Origin of the sequence: Shewanella sp. BJSY2023SW001 (genome assembly GCF_047314685.1) — a bacterium.
Lineage (GTDB): Bacteria > Pseudomonadota > Gammaproteobacteria > Enterobacterales > Shewanellaceae > Shewanella > Shewanella indica.
Map to the genome: position 1 here is coordinate 70,080 of NZ_JBKORF010000066.1, position 19,775 is coordinate 89,854.

19 protein-coding genes are annotated in these 19,775 nt (G+C 48.6%); 10 read left to right on the forward strand and 9 right to left on the reverse strand.

The window, feature by feature from the left end; genetic code table 11:
• Nucleotides 1-194: 194 nt before the first annotated feature.
• Nucleotides 195-2,729 (forward strand): PAS domain-containing protein, encoded by a 2,535-nt coding sequence (locus ACMHXH_RS15180; protein WP_413738239.1) that lies wholly within the window; start codon nucleotides 195-197, stop codon nucleotides 2,727-2,729.
• Nucleotides 2,730-2,948: 219 nt separating this feature from the next.
• Here the strand turns inward: ACMHXH_RS15180 and fadR are convergent, their stop codons facing one another.
• On the reverse strand, nucleotides 2,949-3,668 hold the full coding sequence (gene fadR, locus ACMHXH_RS15185; RefSeq protein WP_039033316.1) for a fatty acid metabolism transcriptional regulator FadR: 720 nt from the start codon (nucleotides 3,666-3,668) through the stop codon (nucleotides 2,949-2,951).
• Nucleotides 3,669-3,971: 303 nt separating this feature from the next.
• Between fadR and nhaB the strand changes: the two genes are divergently transcribed.
• On the forward strand, nucleotides 3,972-5,561 hold the full coding sequence (gene nhaB / locus ACMHXH_RS15190) for a sodium/proton antiporter NhaB (protein WP_039033252.1): 1,590 nt from the start codon (nucleotides 3,972-3,974) through the stop codon (nucleotides 5,559-5,561).
• 138 nt (nucleotides 5,562-5,699) lie between these two features.
• Nucleotides 5,700-6,212 carry a disulfide bond formation protein DsbB gene (gene dsbB / locus ACMHXH_RS15195; RefSeq protein ID WP_039033253.1) on the forward strand — a complete coding sequence of 171 codons (513 nt, stop codon included), beginning with the start codon at nucleotides 5,700-5,702 and terminating at the stop codon, nucleotides 6,210-6,212.
• 82 nt (nucleotides 6,213-6,294) lie between these two features.
• Here the strand turns inward: dsbB and ACMHXH_RS15200 are convergent, their stop codons facing one another.
• From ACMHXH_RS15200 to ACMHXH_RS15210, 3 genes are read right to left on the reverse strand one after another with little or no spacing between them, the layout of a single operon-like run.
• A complete protein-coding gene (locus ACMHXH_RS15200; RefSeq protein WP_039033254.1) occupies nucleotides 6,295-6,735 on the reverse strand; it encodes a YcgN family cysteine cluster protein in 441 nt (146 codons plus the stop codon).
• A gap of 47 nt (nucleotides 6,736-6,782) precedes the next feature.
• Nucleotides 6,783-7,760 carry a lytic transglycosylase domain-containing protein gene (locus ACMHXH_RS15205; RefSeq protein WP_039033255.1) on the reverse strand — a complete coding sequence of 326 codons (978 nt, stop codon included), beginning with the start codon at nucleotides 7,758-7,760 and terminating at the stop codon, nucleotides 6,783-6,785.
• 15 nt (nucleotides 7,761-7,775) lie between these two features.
• Nucleotides 7,776-8,063: a YcgL domain-containing protein gene (locus ACMHXH_RS15210; protein WP_039033317.1), complete on the reverse strand. Its 288-nt coding sequence runs from the start codon at nucleotides 8,061-8,063 to the stop codon at nucleotides 7,776-7,778.
• Nucleotides 8,064-8,185: 122 nt separating this feature from the next.
• On the opposite strand from ACMHXH_RS15210, the gene minC reads away from it, so the two are divergent.
• The 3 genes from minC to minE are packed head-to-tail and all read left to right on the forward strand — an operon-like array spanning nucleotide 8,186 to nucleotide 9,951.
• Entirely contained in the window at nucleotides 8,186-8,851 is a 666-nt protein-coding gene (gene minC / locus ACMHXH_RS15215) for a septum site-determining protein MinC (protein WP_039033256.1), read from the forward strand.
• A 26-nt stretch (nucleotides 8,852-8,877) separates the two neighbouring features.
• The gene (gene minD / locus ACMHXH_RS15220) at nucleotides 8,878-9,687 is read left to right on the forward strand and encodes a septum site-determining protein MinD (protein WP_039033257.1); all 810 of its coding nucleotides are present in this window, start codon (nucleotides 8,878-8,880) and stop codon (nucleotides 9,685-9,687) included.
• A gap of 3 nt (nucleotides 9,688-9,690) precedes the next feature.
• Nucleotides 9,691-9,951 (forward strand): cell division topological specificity factor MinE, encoded by a 261-nt coding sequence (gene minE, locus ACMHXH_RS15225; protein ID WP_039033258.1) that lies wholly within the window; start codon nucleotides 9,691-9,693, stop codon nucleotides 9,949-9,951.
• Between the two features lie 255 nt (nucleotides 9,952-10,206).
• On the opposite strand, the gene ACMHXH_RS15230 is transcribed toward minE, so the two are convergent.
• The 3 genes from ACMHXH_RS15230 to ACMHXH_RS15240 are packed head-to-tail and all read right to left on the reverse strand — an operon-like array spanning nucleotide 10,207 to nucleotide 13,116.
• Nucleotides 10,207-10,746 (reverse strand): BsuPI-related putative proteinase inhibitor, encoded by a 540-nt coding sequence (locus ACMHXH_RS15230; RefSeq protein ID WP_144361331.1) that lies wholly within the window; start codon nucleotides 10,744-10,746, stop codon nucleotides 10,207-10,209.
• Entirely contained in the window at nucleotides 10,746-12,581 is a 1,836-nt protein-coding gene (locus tag ACMHXH_RS15235) for an AsmA family protein (protein WP_335912187.1), read from the reverse strand. The genes ACMHXH_RS15230 and ACMHXH_RS15235 overlap by 1 nt, the downstream gene beginning before the upstream one ends.
• Nucleotides 12,582-12,621: 40 nt before the next feature.
• Nucleotides 12,622-13,116 (reverse strand): putative 4-hydroxy-4-methyl-2-oxoglutarate aldolase, encoded by a 495-nt coding sequence (locus ACMHXH_RS15240; RefSeq protein WP_039033260.1) that lies wholly within the window; start codon nucleotides 13,114-13,116, stop codon nucleotides 12,622-12,624.
• Nucleotides 13,117-13,338: 222 nt separating this feature from the next.
• Between ACMHXH_RS15240 and ACMHXH_RS15245 the strand changes: the two genes are divergently transcribed.
• The 3 genes from ACMHXH_RS15245 to ACMHXH_RS15255 all read left to right on the forward strand — a co-directional run bounded on the left by ACMHXH_RS15245 (nucleotide 13,339) and on the right by ACMHXH_RS15255 (nucleotide 16,334).
• On the forward strand, nucleotides 13,339-13,656 hold the full coding sequence (locus tag ACMHXH_RS15245; protein WP_039033261.1) for a hypothetical protein: 318 nt from the start codon (nucleotides 13,339-13,341) through the stop codon (nucleotides 13,654-13,656).
• Between the two features lie 357 nt (nucleotides 13,657-14,013).
• The gene (locus tag ACMHXH_RS15250) at nucleotides 14,014-15,012 is read left to right on the forward strand and encodes an ABC transporter substrate-binding protein (protein WP_039033262.1); all 999 of its coding nucleotides are present in this window, start codon (nucleotides 14,014-14,016) and stop codon (nucleotides 15,010-15,012) included.
• Nucleotides 15,009-16,334: a GGDEF domain-containing protein gene (locus ACMHXH_RS15255; RefSeq protein WP_071476060.1), complete on the forward strand. Its 1,326-nt coding sequence runs from the start codon at nucleotides 15,009-15,011 to the stop codon at nucleotides 16,332-16,334. The genes ACMHXH_RS15250 and ACMHXH_RS15255 overlap by 4 nt, the downstream gene beginning before the upstream one ends.
• Before the next feature lie 26 nt (nucleotides 16,335-16,360).
• Here ACMHXH_RS15255 and msrQ read toward each other — a convergent pair whose 3' ends face one another.
• Together msrQ and msrP are read right to left on the reverse strand one after the other, a co-directional pair.
• Nucleotides 16,361-16,975: a protein-methionine-sulfoxide reductase heme-binding subunit MsrQ gene (gene msrQ, locus ACMHXH_RS15260; RefSeq protein WP_335912186.1), complete on the reverse strand. Its 615-nt coding sequence runs from the start codon at nucleotides 16,973-16,975 to the stop codon at nucleotides 16,361-16,363.
• Entirely contained in the window at nucleotides 16,972-17,967 is a 996-nt protein-coding gene (gene msrP / locus ACMHXH_RS15265) for a protein-methionine-sulfoxide reductase catalytic subunit MsrP (RefSeq protein ID WP_162206556.1), read from the reverse strand. The genes msrQ and msrP overlap by 4 nt, the downstream gene beginning before the upstream one ends.
• A gap of 280 nt (nucleotides 17,968-18,247) precedes the next feature.
• Here msrP and rmuC point away from each other — a divergent pair, with 280 nt between their 5' ends.
• Nucleotides 18,248-19,744 carry a DNA recombination protein RmuC gene (gene rmuC, locus ACMHXH_RS15270; RefSeq protein ID WP_144361328.1) on the forward strand — a complete coding sequence of 499 codons (1,497 nt, stop codon included), beginning with the start codon at nucleotides 18,248-18,250 and terminating at the stop codon, nucleotides 19,742-19,744.
• Nucleotides 19,745-19,775: the final 31 nt, after the last annotated feature.

Below are 19,775 nucleotides of genomic sequence, written 5' to 3' on the forward strand. Positions count from 1 at the left end.
ATTACACGCCCATAGTCTTGTTATAACCCTCAGACACTAAACGATATAATTTAACTGGGGGCAAGTTTCCGGGAAGGCTAAGCTCCCATCAGGAATTATATTAAGCAACTGATTTAAAGGCTTATTACTGAGGATATATGCAAGGGAACCAGGCGAAGCAACAATCCACCCCATTACCTTGGCTTCCCGGCTGGTTGAAACGCCTGCCGGTTAAATTTGCCCTCAGCCAGTTAATTATCAGCGCTCTTATCGTTATCAGTACTGTACTTGTACTGCTCAGCATCCAACGTAACCAGTTGCTTAGCCAACAAAGAGCATTGAATCAAAGTTATGGTCAAGTCGTTACCGCAAGACTGCAGGAAGTCACCTCCCAAATAGAAAGCCTGGTCAGTACCATGGCGAACCTCGGAGCTCTGTATCGTGGCAACGAATTTGAACTTCAGGCCAGTATCAAATCTGTGTTGGAATTAGATACCCAAAAGGAAATGATTACCGGCGGCGGTATTTGGCCCGAACCAAGAGCTTTTGAACCGGGAAAAATTCTTGACAGCCTCTTCTGGTATCGAGACGGTTATGGCGAATTGCAGCAACTCAACAGTTATAATGAACAACCCCAACAAGGTTACCATAACGAAGATTGGTATAAACCGACACGCTTTTTCCCGGCAGACAGAACCTTCTGGTCAAGTGCCTATCGTGATCCTTACACTGCAGAAGCCATGGTCACAGCGTCTGTTCCTATTTGGCAAGATCATGAATTTATTGGTGCCGCCACTGTAGACATTAGCCTGGGAGGCCTGAACCGTTTCTTTAGAGGCGCCCTGAAAGATCTTAGTGGTTATGTGTTTGCCCTTGATTATCGCAACCACTTACTCGCATCCCCCTGGGAAGATGAGTTTCAAGACAATACTCGAGAAAAGCCGCTGAGTTTAGATGATTTTCAACGTTTGGAACGCCTTTTCCCAGAATTCCAATTCGTTGGTGAAGCGCTTCGCAGTGCGGATCAAGTACTTATCCAACAGGCAAACCAACACAAAGCCTTTAGCAATCAACAATTGGCATCCTTGTTGGGGGACCGTGATGAAACAGACGCTGCGTTACTCAATACTATAATCAATAACTCTGCCAGAGAATGGCCAGCAAATGCCAAACTTTTGTTAACTCAAGAGCTTAATCAAGACCCCTTGCTCAAGGAACCTGCACTGGTTTCGGTATTTTTGATGCCAAAGACCTATTGGAAAATAGTAATAGTTACGCCACTGTCCTCGCTCAAGAAAGATGCAACCTTAATAGCCGGTAAAGTGGGTATCTATCTTGTTGCAATTCAACTGCTGGCGCTGTTACTGCTGTTTCTGGTTCAACACAGGTTATTTATTAAACCTATTAGCCGTATGGCCGAGGCGCTCAGAGAAAACAACCCTGCCCGTTTGGAGTTGGATGCCAGAGATAGAGAAGATGAACTGGGGATATTAGCCGGCAGCTTTATCTCCCGTACCCGGCAGTTGGAAACAACTATGGCTAGCCTGGACGCCAGTAACCTGGCGCTGGAGCAACAGCTGGAAGTACAGTATAAGGCCCAACAAGTCCTAAAAATACGTACCGAGCAGCTGAACGCCTTAATGAATCACTCGCAAAATATAATATATATCAAAGACTTGACTGGTAAATACACACTAGTTAATGATAAATACTGCGAAATAACCGCCCATGAACGCAATCAATTTATCGGCGCCAATGATACTCAGGTATTTCCGCTTGGCTTGGCGCAAATATACCAGGCCAATGATAAAAGAGTGATAAACAATCACAGTCCGTTCTGCTCTGAAGAACCCATAGCAACCCCTCTGGGAGATGTGACATTTCAAGTAACCCGCTTCCCAATTCGGGATGAATTTGCCGAGATCTGCGGCATAGGCGCCATAGCATTTGACCTTTCCAGTCACAAACGACAAGAGCGACAACTGGAACAGGCCCTGGAATTGCAGGTTGATCTCAATAAGCGTAACAAACGTACCATCCAACAACAGCAGCAACAGCTTGAGCAGTTGGAAACCATGTTGCAACAAGCACAAAGCAAGTCCCAGTTACTCAGCCTCAGCACAACATTGATGCAGGAACAGGAGTTACAACTCCCCAATTTATTTGGTCAGCTCATCTGTGAGCTATCTAGCGCTTTTGATCACTTGGGATCCCGACTGTTCGAGCCTGACATAGGCGAAATACAACAAGAGTCCAAAGAGCTTATCTTGGCTGAGTCCGCCAGATTACGCCATCTTTTGGCCTTGGTTAACCATCCTCAAACAGAAATCAAAGCGCTCTACTTCGACGAGTTTGTCTTCCATATGCAGGCTCTGTTGGCATCTGCATTTACTGAAGCCAATGTTGAAATGAGAATAATTATTGAAGAAAAGCTCCTACCTGGCGCCAAACCATGGCAATTATTATTGCTCTTCTACCCTTTGTTGAGACAAATATTACATGATACTCCCCAAGGTTCATGCATCACGCTCAACGCCACCAAAATAGATGAACATCATTTCGAGACTAAGCTAACCAACAGAAGGGAAACAAATCCTGAGCATGTAGCGAAAGAACACAGCGCAACAGATTCCCTTGTCAACTTGCAAGATTACGTTAGATTAAAGTTGCTTGGGGAGATGACCATAAGCGTCGATGATGACAAATACAGCCATATAAGGCTGGTTATTCCTTTAGAATCAATGAGCTAAAACATAAGCTGTATATTGAGAAGTTGATATTAACTCAAAGTATTTAACCAAGCACCCTGAGTTAACAAAGGTCACTTATCATATCAGACAAGTAACATAGCAAGTGTTTACAGGAACCCAAACTTAGGGAAAAGGATAGGCCATTTGCTGCTTGCACTGCTTGCATCCAGCCCTGCAAGCAGTGCATACATGGGGCTTATTCGCACTTTCTTTAAATATTTATTGGTTATCCTGAGCCATTTCCAACGGCATAGCATCACGTAATTTTTGCCACATGATGCCGCTATCAATACCATAAGATCGCATCAAGGCCGGTACTTGAGTATAATTTTTGTCCTTGGCCAGGGTTTCAAGTTTTTGATAGAAAGCCAATGCCAAGGCCCGAGCCTCGGAGCTGCTGAAATAGTAGCGTCCGACTCTGGCATACAACCCTTTGAATCCGTTTAGGATAAGCACATACAGAGGGTTCCCCGATGAAAACGCTAGGGTGTGATGCAACTGGTAGTCAAACTCGGCATAAGCCTCTGCTTCATCTTCCAGATCATGGATTTTAGACAGTGCCTCGACCGCAGTATCCGGGTTATGCCGTAGCGCTCCACGAAAATAGATGGCACTGACATTGGTTCTGGCGGACAAGAGCTGATCAACCAGTACAGGAAAACCTTCCGGGTTGAGATCGGCAATCGTCTCCAAAATGTTAAGTCCTGAGGTTTCCCAGAAATTATTCACTCGGGTGGGTTTGCCATGCTGAATAGTCAACCAACCGTCGCGGGCCAAACGCTGTAACACTTCTCTTAAAGTCGTGCGGGTAACGCCAATAAGCTCTGATAATTCCCGTTCCGCAGGAAGTATGGAGCCGGGGGGAAACTTATTTTCCCAGATTGAACGCACTATATATTTCTCTGCAAAACTTGCAGGTCCTTTGGCATTGATTATCATCAGCCCGGTTTTCCGATTGTTAGCATTATTCTGGCCACAGATCATACCAGAGCGACGAAAAATGAAAACCATCAGATCACAAATGGGAAATCCAGCCCTGTAGAGTTCTCAATAATTGCTATAAAAGTGACCAAGTTCAAATCAGCAGTCACTGAATTTTGCGCTCGAGATCCGCTTTTTGAAATCCCTGTATACCCTAATCATTACATTGAGTTTATCTTTAGGCTAGACTGAACTACGCAAATTTTACCGTTCGTCAAACAATGACGTTACAACCACTTATAACAGATTAGAGAGGAAGACATGCCTGCTACACCGATTCAGGCTTTTATGAGTAACTTCTTGGGTAACTCACCCAAGTGGTACAAGCTTGCAATACTGATTTTTCTTGTCATCAACCCGATACTCTTCAGTATCAATCCCTTTGTTGCGGGCTGGTTTTTGGTCGTGCAGTTTATCTTCACTCTGGCCATGGCACTTAAGTGCTATCCTCTGCAACCAGGCGGTTTATTGGCGATTGAGGCCGTATTCATCGGAATGACCAGCCCCAGCCAAGTGTTACACGAGATTGAGGCCAACCTCGAAGTATTACTATTGTTGGTATTTATGGTGGCCGGTATCTACTTCATGAAGCAGTTACTGCTTTATGTATTTACCAAGATGATCACCAAGGTACGTTCCAAAATAGTTGTATCCTTGATGTTCTGTGTCGCCTCTGCCTTCCTGTCGGCGTTCCTCGATGCCTTGACGGTTATCGCAGTGATCATTGCCGTGGCAATAGGCTTCTACTCCATTTACCATAAAGTGGCGTCCGGTAAAGACTTCAGCGCCGATCATGACCACACCTCGGATGGTAGTGAACAACTCAATGCCCAAGAATTGGAGGCCTTTCGTGGTTTCCTGCGTAACCTCTTGATGCATGCCGGGGTTGGTACTGCCCTCGGTGGCGTGTGCACCATGGTGGGTGAGCCACAAAACCTGATCATAGCCGCTCAGGCCAATTGGCAATTCTCCGAATTCGCCCTGCGGATGTCGCCTGTGACTGTGCCAGTATTCTTTGCCGGTATCATTACCTGTATGCTGGTAGAAAAATTCCGCATCTGTGGTTATGGCGCCCAACTGCCTGAGGCTGTGCACAAAATTCTGGTGGAATTTGCGGCCCACGAAGATGCCCACAGAACCAGTAAAGATAAGATGAAGCTGGTTATCCAAGCTCTGGTTGGTATTTGGCTGATTGTCGGTCTGGCGTTCCACCTGGCATCAGTTGGTCTCATCGGTCTGTCAGTGATAATTCTGACCACGGCGTTCAACGGTATTACCGATGAACACGCCCTGGGTAAAGCCTTTGAAGAAGCCCTGCCATTTACCGCACTGTTGGCGGTATTCTTTGCCATTGTAGGTGTGATTATCGATCAAGGCCTGTTTGCCCCTGTCATCCAATGGGCTCTCGGCTTTGAAGGCAATATGCAGTTGGTTATCTTCTATGTGGCCAACGGCTTGTTGTCCATGGTCAGCGATAACGTGTTTGTGGGTACTGTCTATATCAACGAGGTGAAAGCCGCGCTGATTGATGGCCAGATCACCCGCGATCAGTTTGACCTGCTTGCCGTTGCCATCAACACTGGGACCAACCTGCCCTCTGTAGCGACTCCTAACGGTCAGGCGGCCTTCCTGTTCCTGCTGACCTCAGCTCTGGCTCCGCTCATCCGTCTCTCATATGGCCGTATGGTTTGGATGGCCCTGCCATACACTATCGTACTGTCCATTGTTGGTGTACTGACCATTGAGTTAGGCTTCCTGGAGCAGATGACCCAATACTTCTACGACTCAGGTATGATCCTGCACCACAGCGCTCAAGAAGTGCTGGGTAAAGGTGCTGCTGTAGGTCATTAGTCGATTATTGACTGAACCTTTGGGTTTCAGTAGAGTCCAAAAAACGCCCCTTGGTGGGCGTTTTTTTATGGGGTTGGCACCCATCTTAGGAATTATCCCACCTCACCCCGGACTGATGGTCATCAATGGAGAATAGATTTGACTGCAATGATACGTTTCGCCCACTCCCGCATAGCTTGGGGAGTTCTGGCGCTCAGCGCCCTGTCTCTGGAGCTTGCTGCACTGTACTTTCAGCACGTAATGCAACTCGAGCCTTGCGTTATGTGTATCTACCAGCGCCTGGCGGTGTTGGGTTTACTGCTGGCCGGCATCATAGGTTTTCTGGCGCCGGGAATACGTACCGTACGACTGCTTGCCGCCTTGCTATGGGGGTTTAGCGCCAGTTGGGGACTGAGGTTAGCCATTGAACTCAATGATATGCAGCAAAACCCTTCACCCTTTTCCACTTGCTCATTTCTGCCGGACTTCCCTTCCTGGATGCCACTGCATGAATGGCTCCCTTCGGTATTTATGCCAACAGGCATGTGCACCGATATTCCCTGGAGCTTTATCGGCATCACTATGTCGCAGTGGATGATTGTTGCTTTTGCCACCTACCTGTTGGCACTACTGCTCTACGCTATGCCAATTCTGAGCAAAAGACGCAACTGATTGCTTCCACAATCAAGCTTTCAGGTTTTCTAAATATAAAAAAGCCAAACATGATTTGTTTGGCTTTTTTATATAAATAGTATTAATCCAAATCTTTCAGCGGCCAAAGCACAATATGATCTTCCAGATCCCTGACTTTAGTTTCACTCAATGTCTTATCTTTCACCGACATCCCCACTTCATGCATAGCATTCTTGGAACCGGTCAAAAGCGGATGCCAGGCGGGTAATGGTCGTCCCTGATACAAACGCCGGTAAGCACAACTATCCGGTAGCCAGTCCAGCTCCCCGATATTATTCGCCGTCACCGCAGTACATTGGGGAACAAATTCAAAGCGCTTTTCATAATGAATACAGCTGCAATCTTTATCAGACAATAACTTACAAGCCGCATTGGTATAGTAGAGTTCATCGGTTTCATCATCAATGAGCTTGTTGAGACAGCATTTGCCACAGCCATCACAGAGAGACTCCCATTCATCGGGAGTCATTTCGGCCAGGGTCTTGGTTAACCAGAAGGACATAAACTTGTTGATTCGTTCTTGAAAACTTGCGTAACCGCTATTTTACACTATTTTGAGGATGGATACTTGATCCGTTCGGAAAGATAGGCCGCTGCCAAAGCGAAATAATCTGAATCCTGCCAGCTTCGCAAGGCGCGATAATTCTGATACACGAGATAGTGACGACCACGTTTGCCATCAGGCATGATCAGTGACACTTGCATATCAGTTCGGCCTGGTAGATCACCGCCATCGTAACGACGAACGCCCAACTTCTGCCAGTGACTGAAACTCGCCTGATAACCTACACCCAATTGGTCATTCTTTATCGACTCGGGCGCTTTAACCTGACGTCCCCAGGTTTGCGTGTCATCCCAGCCTGCTTGCCGCAAATAGTTAGCCACAGATGCCAAACCATCAGCAAAACTATTCCAGATATCGACCTTGCCGTCGCCATCGCCGTCGCTGCCATATTGAAGGTAGGTACTTGGCATCAGCCCCAAAGGCCCCATTGCGCCGGTACTCGAGCCCTTAAGCTCGTTAAAGTCGACCGATTGTGACGCGAGAATTTTCAATGCCGAGATGAACTCTTTGCGATAAGCCTCTTGCCCCTCATAGGCCAGTGACGCTGTCACAGACAGCACAGGATAACTACCCTGCTGATTGCCAAAATCCGACTCGAGTCCCCAAAGGGCCAGAATAAACCTGGGTTGCACCCGGTATTGTTTTCCCAGCCCAAGCAACAGCGGCCGATACTCTTCAGCCAATACCCGTCCCTTGACCACCATCTCTTCATTGATAATCCGGGGGATATAATGTTCCAAATCCTGTGGAGGCTTTGGAATGGCCTTGTCATCATTTGAGGCCTTTTTAAACAGCTTTATTTGACTGAAGGCCTTATTCAAGGTGAATTGATCTATCCCTTTCGCTGCCGCGTCCTGTTTTAATATATCAAGATACTGCTCGAAACTGCCCTCGGTGGCCACGCAGACCTTGGTCAGCGACGCGCCCAGCAGCGAAATAAACACCAGGGAAAGTCTATCCATAAAATGCGTTATTCCTTAAGCAGAGTGATCATCCAGGCCCTTGCTAAGTCTCAGCTCCTTCAGCATATCCACCGGAGGCGGCGGTAATTGCAAATAATAGCCCTTTTCCGCCAGTTCTGCTTTTACCTTGTTAATATCAGCGATGCCCAGTTGCCGCCTCTTTTGCAACGGTAACAACATGACCAATTGTGGTGGTCCAAATACCTGCATCAAGGGTGCAGGTACATCATCAAACTGATCTTTCTTGTTGACGAATAAATAGGTGTCGGCTTTTTTCAGGCTTTTATAGACAGCACAGATCATAATTGTATCAATTTCCATGGGTTCAAACTTGCCACTTATCGGGGCACACTATAACATGGACGCCTTGGAATATAACGCTGTCACGCAATCTGACTGCTCATTTTCTGGAGAATGATGCCGGGATGCCAAAACCTAGTCTAGAGCTAAAAGGCTCTTCTTTTACGCTCTCTGTACTTCACATCAACACCCCTGATCTGGACGCCCTTTTCAAAGAGCTCGATGGCAAGCTCGCCCAGGCTCCGCAGTTTTTTATTAATGCTCCATTGGTGCTAAACCTGAGTCAAGTTAATGGCACAGATATAGATCTCCAAGGACTGCGCCAGGGACTGACCGACAGACAGTTGGTGATAGTTGGGGTAACTGCAGCCGATAAGGATCTCAATGAAACCGCCAAAGCCCAGGGGTTAGCCAGTATCAAGGCAGGAAAGCAATCCGAACTGCCACCGCCTCCCCCGAGGGTCACCAAGATCGTCAAACAAAACGTGCGTTCAGGGCAACAAATCTACGCCAAAGACGGTGATTTAATCGTTTTTGGTGCAGTAGGGAATGGCGCTGAAGTCATTGCTGATGGTAGCATTCATGTATACGGGGCACTGCGTGGTAAAGCTATGGCGGGAGCCAACGGCGATAAGCATGCCGTGATCCTGGCCCAGTCCATGGAAGCTGAACTGGTTTCGATTGCGGGACAGTACTGGTTGACTGAAAACCTGCAGCAACACTGTACCGCCAAGAGTGGTTGTATTAGGCTCAGCGGTGAGTCATTAATCGTTGAATCGCTGCCCGGATAAGGCAGATGGAAAGGATAAAATAGAACATGGCACAAATTATTGTTGTCACCTCAGGTAAAGGCGGTGTGGGCAAGACCACATCGAGCGCGGCTATCGCCACCGGCTTGGCGCTCAAAGGACATAAGACAGTCGTTATCGATTTTGATATTGGCCTTCGAAATCTGGATTTGGTCATGGGCTGTGAACGCAGGGTTGTTTACGACTTTGTCAATGTCATCAATGGTGAATCCAATCTAAATCAAACACTTATCAAAGATAAGCGCTGCAATAAACTGTTCGTTTTACCTGCATCCCAAACCCGGGACAAGGATGCCCTGACCCGGGAAGGTGTCGGCAAGGTACTCGATGATTTGAGCAAAGACTTTGATTACATCATCTGTGACTCCCCTGCAGGTATCGAAACCGGCGCTATGATGGCACTCTATTTTGCCGATATAGCCATAGTAACAACCAACCCTGAGGTCAGTTCGGTCAGGGATTCAGACAGAATTCTAGGCATGCTGCAAAGCCGTAGCCGCCGTGCCGAACAAGGGCTTGAGCCTATCAAGGAGTATCTGCTGCTGACCCGCTACTCCCCTGCCAGGGTGAAAACCGGCGAAATGCTCAGTGTGGAAGATGTGCAGGAGATCCTGGCAATAGATCTGCTTGGAGTTATTCCTGAGTCCCAGGCAGTGCTCAAGGCTTCCAACTCTGGTGTGCCGGTGATCATAGATCATGACAGCGATGCAGGGCAGGCCTATGAGGATACTGTGGCTCGTCTGCTGGGTGAAGAGCTTCCGCTACGCTTTGTCGCGGAAGAAAAGAAAGGATTCCTTAAACGAATATTTGGTAGCTAAATTATGTCATTACTCGATTATTTCAGAAGCAGCAAGAAAAGCAGCACCGCGGCAACTGCCAAGGAACGTTTGCAGATCATCGTTGCCCATCAACGCGGTGAGCGCGGGGCACCGGATTACTTTCCGCAGATGAAGCAGGAGATAATTGAAGTGATCCGCAAGTATGTGCACATCTCTGAAGAGCAAGTATCTGTGCAGTTGGATCAGAACGATGACAACCTGTCGGTACTCGAACTCAATGTGACACTGCCGGAACGCCCCTGATTAAAGGGCAAACCAATGTAAATAATGCCGTTTCTGTAAAGAGACGGCATTTTATTATCTGGTCATTGCCAATACAATTCCCTCTGCCAAGCGCTGTTTGCAGGCCACTCAAAAAGCTATTTAATGATGGTTTCAGTAAAAAGCAACTTTGGAGAACGGCCGACAACACCCATAAAAAATCCGATGAGTCTGTATCATCGGATTTTGGATTTCAGTTTCAGCTTGCCAGAGCTGCATTTAATTTATCCCAGGGGATCAGCGCCTGGCTACCGGCACTTCCAACATAGCCATAGCGGCCATACTGGATTCCAGAGGTTTACCTTCAAAACGTGCCTGGAAACTGTACCCCTCAGGACCAATACGCTCAAGCGCCTTGGCTGGCACCTTGAACATCACCTTCAGTGTCTGCCCCGGCTTGACGCTGGTATCTCTGATTGCTTGAGTGAACATCATTTCGTCTGACCAAGCCCAGACTCGCTGTTCCTTATCATCCACCAACCAAAGATCAGCTGTCATCCCAGAATTGAAGCGGATCCCAATCGCGTATGCTTTGGGATTGTGGATCTCCAACATCACCTGCAAAGGTTGCTTATCAACCACATCGCTAAACGTCAGCTTACCTTCAAACAGTGCCGGTGTAGGCGCTTTCTTGATGGTACCAAAGTGCAGTGTCGGCATTCTGAGTTCCTCCATCCCTGTCGGGCTCTTTTGAGGCACAGGCTGAGTAGTTGCGGCATTGGAGCCGCTGCAACCAGCGAGTGCCAAGACCGCTAGCAAAGGCAAAACGGCGCGCATCAATTACCTCCTCCAAGTTTTTTGAAGATGCTGTCTTTAAGCTTGTCTTTCACCTTCTCGGTCTCTTCCTTGAGCTTGGAATCAAACAGCGCCTGAGTATCGAGTGCAAATTTGGGTTCCTGGAATGAACCGGAAATCATCAGCGGAATTTCGACACCGGCCAGATCATTCTTGCCTTCACCGCCCTGGCCCTTGAGGCTGCCGACTACTGAGGTTTTCAGCTTATAGTCCAGCTGCTCACTGATAAGGTTGGCACTACCTGCACCCGCCAAACGAATGAGTGGTGATGCCATAGCGAGATCCGGGTTATTGGCCAGACCATTTTTCAGACTGAAACTGCCGGTCAGGCTGGAGAAATCTGTCTTGCGTTCGCCCTCTTCCTGAGCCGACAAATCACCTTTAAGCTTGGCTTGGGCACTGCGGATCATATAAGGGATATTCACCCCATAGAGCGCACCATCGCTGATTTCAAACTTGCCGTTGGCGTCCAGGTTCTGCTTGATGTTATCCGGAATTAGGCTCTTGCCTTTACCTTTGACATTAAAAGCGGTGGCCCCGGCCAGAATTTTCAAGTCGGCCGCATCCTTGAGTAAAGGTTGAATTTTGACGCCATTGAGCTGAGTATCAAAATTGTAGCTGGCAACCTTATTGCGACCGTCAAGCTGTGCCTTGGTCATCAGTTTGCCCTGATACAAGTCAGCACTGAGCTGCTTCATATTCAGCACGCCATTGTTCAGTACCAGATCCATCTGCCAGTTTTCAGTGGTCAAACCGGCAACTTTAATGGCCTTAACCGTTAAATCCATGGCGAAGTTGACCTGCTTCATTGCACTCAAGTCAGGTTCACTGCTGGCCTTGGCGGCCGTTGCCGATTCAGTGGTTTTGGCTGCGGCTTTGCCTTCCTCACTGGCCGGCAGCAACTTGTCGAGATCAATTTCTCCCAAAGCCAAGTTGGCTTTCACATCCGGTATCTTGCCGCCGAAAGCCACTTTGAGATCCCCTTTGCCTTCAATATCAGCCACCTTGAGGCTACTCAATACCAACTCGGCATTTTGACGATTGAGATCCAATTTCACATCAGCATTCAGAGTGGCGCTCAACTTACCGCCGGGCATACTCTTGCCTTCGACACGATTGTCAATGGCAAAGCCGGTGATCTCCAACTGCTTCATGTCCGCTGAGATTTTCAATTGCCCTTTACCCTCGCTGACAATTTTCATCTCCGGCATGCTGCCGCTGAACTTATAGGCCAGAGGGGCAAATTTACCCAGCGAAAACTCGCCCAGGGTCAGGGACTCAAGTACAAAGGTTTGGTCACTGCCACTGCGCTTGTCGAGCAGATGAATTTGGGTATTGGTGATATTGATGCCGCCTATATTGAGACTGGCCAGCCCCTGAGCACTGCCTTCGGTATCCTTGGGTTGCTCTTTGGCCGTACCTGTGTCACCACTGAGCCCATCCAGACTGGTACGGCCGTCCTTCTGGGTAATGAGATCCAGTTTCAAACCATCGAGGTTTAATTGGGCAATTTCCACTTCTTTACGAAACAGTGGCATCAAGGCCACTTCAGCGACAACCTGGTTGACCGCCAACATCTGTTTTTCATCAAATCCATCAGGGTTACTCAGGCTGATACCGCCCAATTCAATTCCCAGAGTCGGGAAAAAAGTCCAGTTGAGATCTTGACTGATGACCAATTCACGCCCTGTCTGTTTTTTTACCGCATCGACAATCTGAGGTTTAAAGTCGTTGGGATCAAACAACAAGGTCAAATACAGAACCAGACCGAGAAACAATACCGCGAAAATACCCAGTATCCACTTAACCACTTTCATAATAGTTTCCTTGTTCAACAATAAGGACTAAGGCGCTTGTTCAACTGATAAAGGCCATATTCAGGGGATTTTGACTAATTGCGATGCCATTATCGTCAGCATAAAGCATCATTCCGGGGGTTATATGCACATCTCCGATGTAAAGTGCACAGTTTATTTCTCCTGCTCCCTTGCGCTCGGTTTTAATGGGGACTGGCGCCAGAGCCTTTACCCCTAGCGGCATAGTTGCCAAGGTGGCAACATCACGCACAGCGCCGTAGATCACCACTCCCTGCCAACCATGGTCAACAGCACTCTGGGCAATGAGATCCCCCATAAGGGCCTTGGCGGTAGAAGCGCCACCGTCCACCAACAGTACTTTACCCGTACCATCGGTTGCCAACAGCTGTTTCACCTTGGAATTATCCTCGAAACACCTGACGGTAACGATTTCGCCCCAAAAAATCGATTTGCCACCAAACTGACGAAAGACAGATGGCAGCAACGTGAGATCATTTTCATAATGATCAAAGAGATCCGGTAACAAATCCAGCATAGAGGCCTCCGTGCAAATACTGCTTTCTAGGTTAACGCCCTTATCCTGTCACCACAAGTTCCATGATAGCAGAACAGCTGTCTCCAGATTTATCTCATCCAATAAACGGTGAAATGCTTGAGTAATTTCAGAAATATACTATAGACTATTATAGGTGACAGCTTTGCGATCCCTTTATCCTGTCCCCCCTTTCGGGCAAAACTTCGTTTTAAGTGAACATACATGACAAAAGATCTCGATTTGCAGAGTGCTATTGCGGCACTCGATGCATATGGATATGAAAAAAAACACTCAACGGATCTTGAGCAAGCCAGAAACAAACAGCAGATGACCCGCTATTTGAAGTCTTTGGACTTTAGCCTTAGGCGTCTGAAGCTTCTTCAGGAAGCGGTCAATGAATTGGTTGAAGATACGCAAAACAACTTGCATAAACAGGAGCAAGTACAAACCTTTAAGACCAAGGTCATCAATTTATCCCGCGAACTCAACATGTCCTATGATGAAGTATTGGTCTATATGGCCAATCAGGGTAGTAAGTAAGGATGTGAGTTTAATATCGATTACAATATTGTTCGATATCAGAGAGGCGCAGACAATATCTGTGCCTCTCTTTTTATGGGACAAGGATGTGCGTTATCAACCCAAATAATATTTCACAACTTATTTCACTTTTTGAATTCCATCGCGTTATTGTTCGCTTACTACACTTAACCAAAGAAATAACTGTCTTCCGCGATCGGTTTCACTTTCCAACCGAATACCACAAATAATCCCATGAAAAATATGAGCCTTTTTATAGCACGCCCTTCTGTTTGCACTACACTTAAGAAACTTGAAATCACCTGATTGAACAAAACTAGGGCTTCAGACTATGACGAATGGAGGACAGCAATAACCATGGGAAAAATGCTAGTGCCTTTGGCTCTATTGCTATTCTTGTTTATCTGGCTCAGCATACCCAGACAGCCAAACTCCCCAATTTTGCTCAACCAGACTCCGGTTCGCATCGCCGTATCCACCTCACTGCTTTCAGCTCCTGTCATTATTGCCGACAAGCTCGAACTCTTTGCCCGCGAAGGCGTCTATGTAGTGCTGCAACCACTTCAAGGAGGCGATCTTTGCTTCGAAGCTCTGCTCAATAACAGGGCTGATCTGGCCACCAGCTCTGAATCCGTAGTGATGTTTAATAGCTTCAAGCGAACCGACTTCACCGTGCTGGCAAGCTTTGCCGAATCGGATAACGACATCAAACTGTTAACCCTACATAAGAGCGGTATCACCACTCCAACCCAGCTGGATGGTAAGCGCGTTGGCATCGTCGCCGGCAGCGCCAGCGAGTATTTTCTTGATACCATACTCAACATAGCCGGACACCCGTCCTTGGCGCCGGTTCGGGTGGATATCCGCCCGTCAGCTTTGGCGTCGGCGCTGCTTGCAGGCGATGTGGATGCAATTTCGGTTTGGGAGCCATACGGATTTCAGCTATTGCAACATCAACCAGGCAAGATAAACGAATTTCCCAGTCGCGGTTTGTATAGCCTGTCTTTTAATCTCATCAGTCGTAAGGGCGACAATCAGACGCACTACGAACACCATGTTCGGATCCTTAAGGCGCTGAAACTCGCCAGTGAATTTATCGTCCTGCATCCACAAGAAGCCCGTCAGTTGGTTGCCGAATATCTGCACCTACCCACTGAAGAAGTCGTCGCTCTATGGCCGGACTATCTGTTTCGTCTGTCATTGGGTAATAGCCTGCTCAGTAATCTGCAATCACAGGCTCGCTGGGCCATGACCAGCGGCACCATAGAAGCCCAGCAGTTGCCCGACTTCAGAAATGTTATCGCTCCCAAAGCACTGGATCAGATACAACATATGTCATTGGTGGAACAGAGATGAAATTATCCAGCCGCCTCAGCATTCTGGTCATTCTCTGCATCACCCTGACACTGGTACTGGCGCTGTCACTGTTGCAACAACGTCATTTCTCCCAGCAGACGTTTCAACAGATGCACAAACTGGTTGAACTGCAACTACACCTGGATCTGCTCAGGTCCAACTTATGGCTGCTGCAACAATACCGGGACACCCAAGCTGTGGAAAACACCCAAAGGGATCTGCTGCGCCTAAACGCCCTCTTGACTACCACTCAGGTCGATGATGAACAGCAACAACAGCTATTGGCTAACCTCAAACGCCAAAGCAACAACATCAGCACCCTATTGGAGCATTCTCTGCCCAAGCTGTCTCTGATAGCAGATGATCAGTTGGTCAGTAGTATGTTGCTGTCAAGATACAATATGAGCATTCAATCCATGAGCGAAGATCTGTTTCGCTTTCAACATCACACTATGGACAGAGCCCGTGTGCTGCAGCTCAGCCATCTCTATCTCAACGGTGCCCTGCTGCTGGCCATTGCCCTGTTGGTGACAGGCTTTACCCTGCATACTCTGAGACGTTTTCGGCGCCATTTGGGCAGTTTAAAACGCGGCATACGCGATCTGGCCAAGGGCGATCTTCATAGCCGTATCAGGCTGGAACAACAAGATGAACTCTCTGAACTGGCCCATGAATTCAACAATATGAAACAGGCATTGATGGAAGCAACCGAACGAAAAGAGCAATTGCAATTAGAGGTAGAAGTGCAAACCCAGCAGTTGCAACTACAGCAAGACAGGTTGCGATATCTGGCAGATCATGACGACCTCACCGGCGCGCTCAATCGCGGCGCCGCCACCACTGAACTGGAACACGCCATAGTACGTTGCCAACGTCAACAGCTTAAGGCTGCGTTGCTATTCATTGATCTGGATAAATTCAAACCCATCAACGACAATTTTGGCCACAGCGCCGGTGACGCAGTGCTGGTGGAAATTGCCAAAAGGCTGAAGGAGACATTAAGACGCTCGGATTTGGTGGCCCGTATCGGCGGCGATGAATTTATCATCTGGCTGGAGCCGATAAATAGCCGCGAAGAAGTCTGTGCCGTGTTGGAAAAGATTCATGCCTTGGGTGCCGATATCCCCTGGCAAGGGCAACAACTTCAGGTTGGCCTGAGTACCGGCATCAGTCTCTATCCCGAACATGGCGACACCCTGGCCGAACTCATCGGCGCTGCCGACAGTGCCATGTATCAGGCCAAGCAGGCACAACCTCAGGCTTCCATGGAACTGGCACTAAAGAAGCGCTACAGCTTTGCCTCACCCAGTGCCGATGCCTGACTTGCCCGGCCACACACGCCTGAACTTCAAACTGTCGGCCAGAGGCGCCTAAACCAGCTGAACCTCGGCAGTCTTATCGCCAACAACAGCAACATGGCAGCAAGGTAAAGGCTGGGCTCAATGACTTCAGACTTCACCGACCAGTAATAATGCACAGGTACCAACAGGGCAATGGCATAAATACTGTAGTGCAGTTGCTGCCAACGCCGCCCCATCCGGCGCTGCAATGCCTTGAACGAGGTCAGCGCCAGCGCAGCTAGCAACAACCAGGCACTGGCCCCCACTAAAATATAGGGGCGCTTGATAATTTCACTGAATAGCAGCTCCCAGGCAAACAGCAGATCCAGGCTGAAATAGCTGAGAATATGCAAGCAGGCCCAGGCAAATACCCAAAGTCCGAGCAAACGCCGAGTCTGCATCAACAACCCCAATTTGAATTTTCTGGCAACTGGCGATACCAACAAGGTGGCCACCAAAGCATTGAGCGCCCCCTTGCCGGTGAAATGGATAATATATTGCACAGGATCGCCACCGGCCCTGTCTGTCACCACTTGCAGGACCAAATAAAGCAGGGGCAAACCGGCGGCCAGATGCAGCAACGCCTTTAACCAAGGCAGTTGCTTGGGAACTAGACGCATCAATAGTATTTCCTTAAATCCAGATCCCGGTACAGATGCGCGACCTGCTCACCATAGCCGTTGAACATCTGGGTCGGGATCCGTTTGGCAGAGAAGATCCCGCCTTCGGCAATCCGCCGCTCTGTCGCCTGTGACCAACGAGGGTGATCCACTCCTGGGTTCACGTTGGCATAAAAACCGTATTCATGGGGTGCCAGTTGATGCCAACTGGTCGGCGGCTGTTTGTCCAAAAGCCTAATTTTCACGATAGATTTAATGCTCTTGAAACCATATTTCCAGGGCACCACCAAACGCACAGGAGCCCCATTTTGCGGCGGCAGCGTCTTGCCATAGAGGCCGACCGACAGGAAGCTCAACTCGTTCATCGCCTCATCGAGTCTTAATCCCTCCACATAGGGATAATGAATGCCGCCGCCCATCAAGCGATTGCGTTGCCCCGGCATCTGCTCGGGATCAAACAGGGTTTCAAAGGCCACATGAGTCGCAGAGGATTTGACTCCGGCCCTGGCCAGCAAAGCCGCCAGCGGAAAGCCAACCCAGGGGATCACCATGGACCAGGCCTCGACACAGCGCAAACGATAGTGGCGCTCCTCCAGGGGAAGCAACTTGAGCAGGTCGTCATAATCCAGCGTTAAGGGGCGCTCGACCTCGCCTTCGATTTTAAGCACCCAGGGATTGACCTTGAGGCTCTGACTATTTTCGAAGGGATCTTGTTTGCCGGTGCCAAACTCGTAAAAGTTGTTATGGCGGATCACCTTGTCAAGGGGTGTCAGGCTCCCAGGTAATTGAAAGTCCGGGTTGCTGTGATAATTGAGATTTGAGGTGACAAATGCCTCGCTCTCACGCTTGTCACCGAAAAGGTCAAACAAGCCGGCCTGAACATGGCCGGGAATACTGGCACCTATAACGCCGAGCCCCAGTGCCTTGACTATGTTGCGCCGATCGCGAAATACGGCTTCCGGCGTGACTTCAGTTGCCGGCAACTCCCAGAGCATTTGCCTGCCAATCCCTAGTTTAAATTTTTTATTGCTCACAGTGACCTCTCAATAGCTGCAGTCAATTCAGTTTATAAGACCCAGGCAGGCAAAGAAAAATTTCCTGCTGGAATAATTCCTGCAACTCCATTGGCTGAACCTTGACTGACAAGAGGTACAAAATGGGCAACTCTTAGCCATTTATCCTGAGTCTACACGCCCTAGCCCTTGAAGGCCCTGACTCATTCTGCGACTCTATTCGGGTTTTCCGCTCCTCTTTTTTGCACTCAAGGGACATGATATGGACTTGGCCACTACAATTTCCGCGCCTCAACTCATTGCCGCCGCGGCCCTATTACTGCTGGGTATCTTGCTTGGCGCCCTCTTTAATCAGCGCATGACCCGCGGCCGTTGGCAACAGATTAAAGACCAGTTAGTGCTGCAACATGAACAAAGATGCAGCGAACTCAACGAACAACTTGGCAGCAGCCAGGAAAAAGCCGAATGGCTGGTGTCCCAGCTCGGTAAAGCAGAAGCCATTGCCGAGCGGGTGCCCGACCTTGAACAGCAACTCAAGGATGCTCAGCGCAAGCAGTTGGAAACTCAGTTAAACCTGTCAAAGTCCAATGCCATGCAGCAGACAATCAGCGCTCGCTTCGACGCCGAGCAACAGGCGCTCAACGATAAAATCGAACTGCTTGAGCGCAGTGAAGCCCGCTTAAAAGAGCAGTTTGAAAATCTCGCCAACAAGATTTTTGAAGACAGAAGTGAAAGACTAAAATCCCAAAACCTATCGCAGCTAGATGGTGTTCTCGGACCACTGAAACAACAACTTGAAGGTTTCAGAAGGCAAATTCATGAATCCTACTCACAGGAGCAGAGTGAACGTTCATCATTGAAACACCAACTGGAAGATCTCAAGCAACTCAACCTGCGCATGAGTCAGGATGCGGTCAATCTCACCAAGGCGCTCAAGGGCGACAACAAACAGCAAGGCAACTGGGGCGAAGTGATCCTGGAGCGGGTACTGCAGGAAAGTGGTCTCAGACAAGGACATGAGTATGACGTGCAGCAGGATCTGAAAAATGATGCCGGCAAGCGCTTTAAACCCGATGTCATAGTCCACCTGCCGGCCAATAAGGATGTGGTAATAGATGCCAAAATGTCACTGCTGGCCTATGAGCGCTACTACAATGCCGAAACCGATGAAGAGCGCTCCCTGGCGCTGCGTGAACATATCAACTCTATTCGCGGCCATATCAAAGGCCTGAGCCAAAAGGACTACCAGCAACTGCACGGCATCAAGAGCCTGGATTATGTATTGATGTTTATTCCGGTGGAACCCGCCTTCCTGCTGGCACTGGAACAAGAGCCGCAGCTGGTGAATTTCGCGCTCGAAAACAACATCATGCTCGTCAGCCCAACCAATCTTTTGGTAGCACTGCGCACCATCAATAACATCTGGCGCTACGAATACCAAAACCAACACGCCCAAAGGATCGCCAAGCAAGCCGGTAAAATTTACGATAAACTCTGTGGCTATCTGGAAGATATGGACAAACTCGGGCGCGCGCTGGACAATGCAGAGAAGTGTTTCAACGGCGCCATGAATAAACTGGCTACCGGCAGGGGTAACCTTATCCGCCAGGCTCACCAGATGCAACAGTTGGGCGTTGAAACCAGTAAACAACTGGATAAACAATTACTTGAAAAGGCGATGACAGAAACGCCCTTGCCAATAGGCAAGGAGGTTAATGCCATAGAAAATACAGAGAAGGACGGCGAACTAACCTCCTGAATTCAGCCTCTCAAGTGAAACAGGCCATCAA

Coding starts and splice junctions, on each gene's coding strand:
- fadR (WP_039033316.1), bottom strand. CDS start 3,668: ATGATAATCAATGCCAAAGGACCTGCAAGTTTTGCAGAGAAATATATA.
- nhaB (WP_039033252.1), top strand. CDS start 3,972: ATGCCTGCTACACCGATTCAGGCTTTTATGAGTAACTTCTTGGGTAAC.
- ACMHXH_RS15200 (WP_039033254.1), bottom strand. CDS start 6,735: ATGTCCTTCTGGTTAACCAAGACCCTGGCCGAAATGACTCCCGATGAA.
- ACMHXH_RS15205 (WP_039033255.1), bottom strand. CDS start 7,760: ATGGATAGACTTTCCCTGGTGTTTATTTCGCTGCTGGGCGCGTCGCTG.
- ACMHXH_RS15210 (WP_039033317.1), bottom strand. CDS start 8,063: ATGATCTGTGCTGTCTATAAAAGCCTGAAAAAAGCCGACACCTATTTA.
- minC (WP_039033256.1), top strand. CDS start 8,186: ATGCCAAAACCTAGTCTAGAGCTAAAAGGCTCTTCTTTTACGCTCTCT.
- minD (WP_039033257.1), top strand. CDS start 8,878: ATGGCACAAATTATTGTTGTCACCTCAGGTAAAGGCGGTGTGGGCAAG.
- minE (WP_039033258.1), top strand. CDS start 9,691: ATGTCATTACTCGATTATTTCAGAAGCAGCAAGAAAAGCAGCACCGCG.
- ACMHXH_RS15230 (WP_144361331.1), bottom strand. CDS start 10,746: ATGCGCGCCGTTTTGCCTTTGCTAGCGGTCTTGGCACTCGCTGGTTGC.
- ACMHXH_RS15235 (WP_335912187.1), bottom strand. CDS start 12,581: ATGAAAGTGGTTAAGTGGATACTGGGTATTTTCGCGGTATTGTTTCTC.
- ACMHXH_RS15240 (WP_039033260.1), bottom strand. CDS start 13,116: ATGCTGGATTTGTTACCGGATCTCTTTGATCATTATGAAAATGATCTC.
- ACMHXH_RS15245 (WP_039033261.1), top strand. CDS start 13,339: ATGACAAAAGATCTCGATTTGCAGAGTGCTATTGCGGCACTCGATGCA.
- ACMHXH_RS15250 (WP_039033262.1), top strand. CDS start 14,014: ATGGGAAAAATGCTAGTGCCTTTGGCTCTATTGCTATTCTTGTTTATC.
- ACMHXH_RS15255 (WP_071476060.1), top strand. CDS start 15,009: ATGAAATTATCCAGCCGCCTCAGCATTCTGGTCATTCTCTGCATCACC.
- msrP (WP_162206556.1), bottom strand. CDS start 17,967: ATGCTCTGGGAGTTGCCGGCAACTGAAGTCACGCCGGAAGCCGTATTT.
- rmuC (WP_144361328.1), top strand. CDS start 18,248: ATGGACTTGGCCACTACAATTTCCGCGCCTCAACTCATTGCCGCCGCG.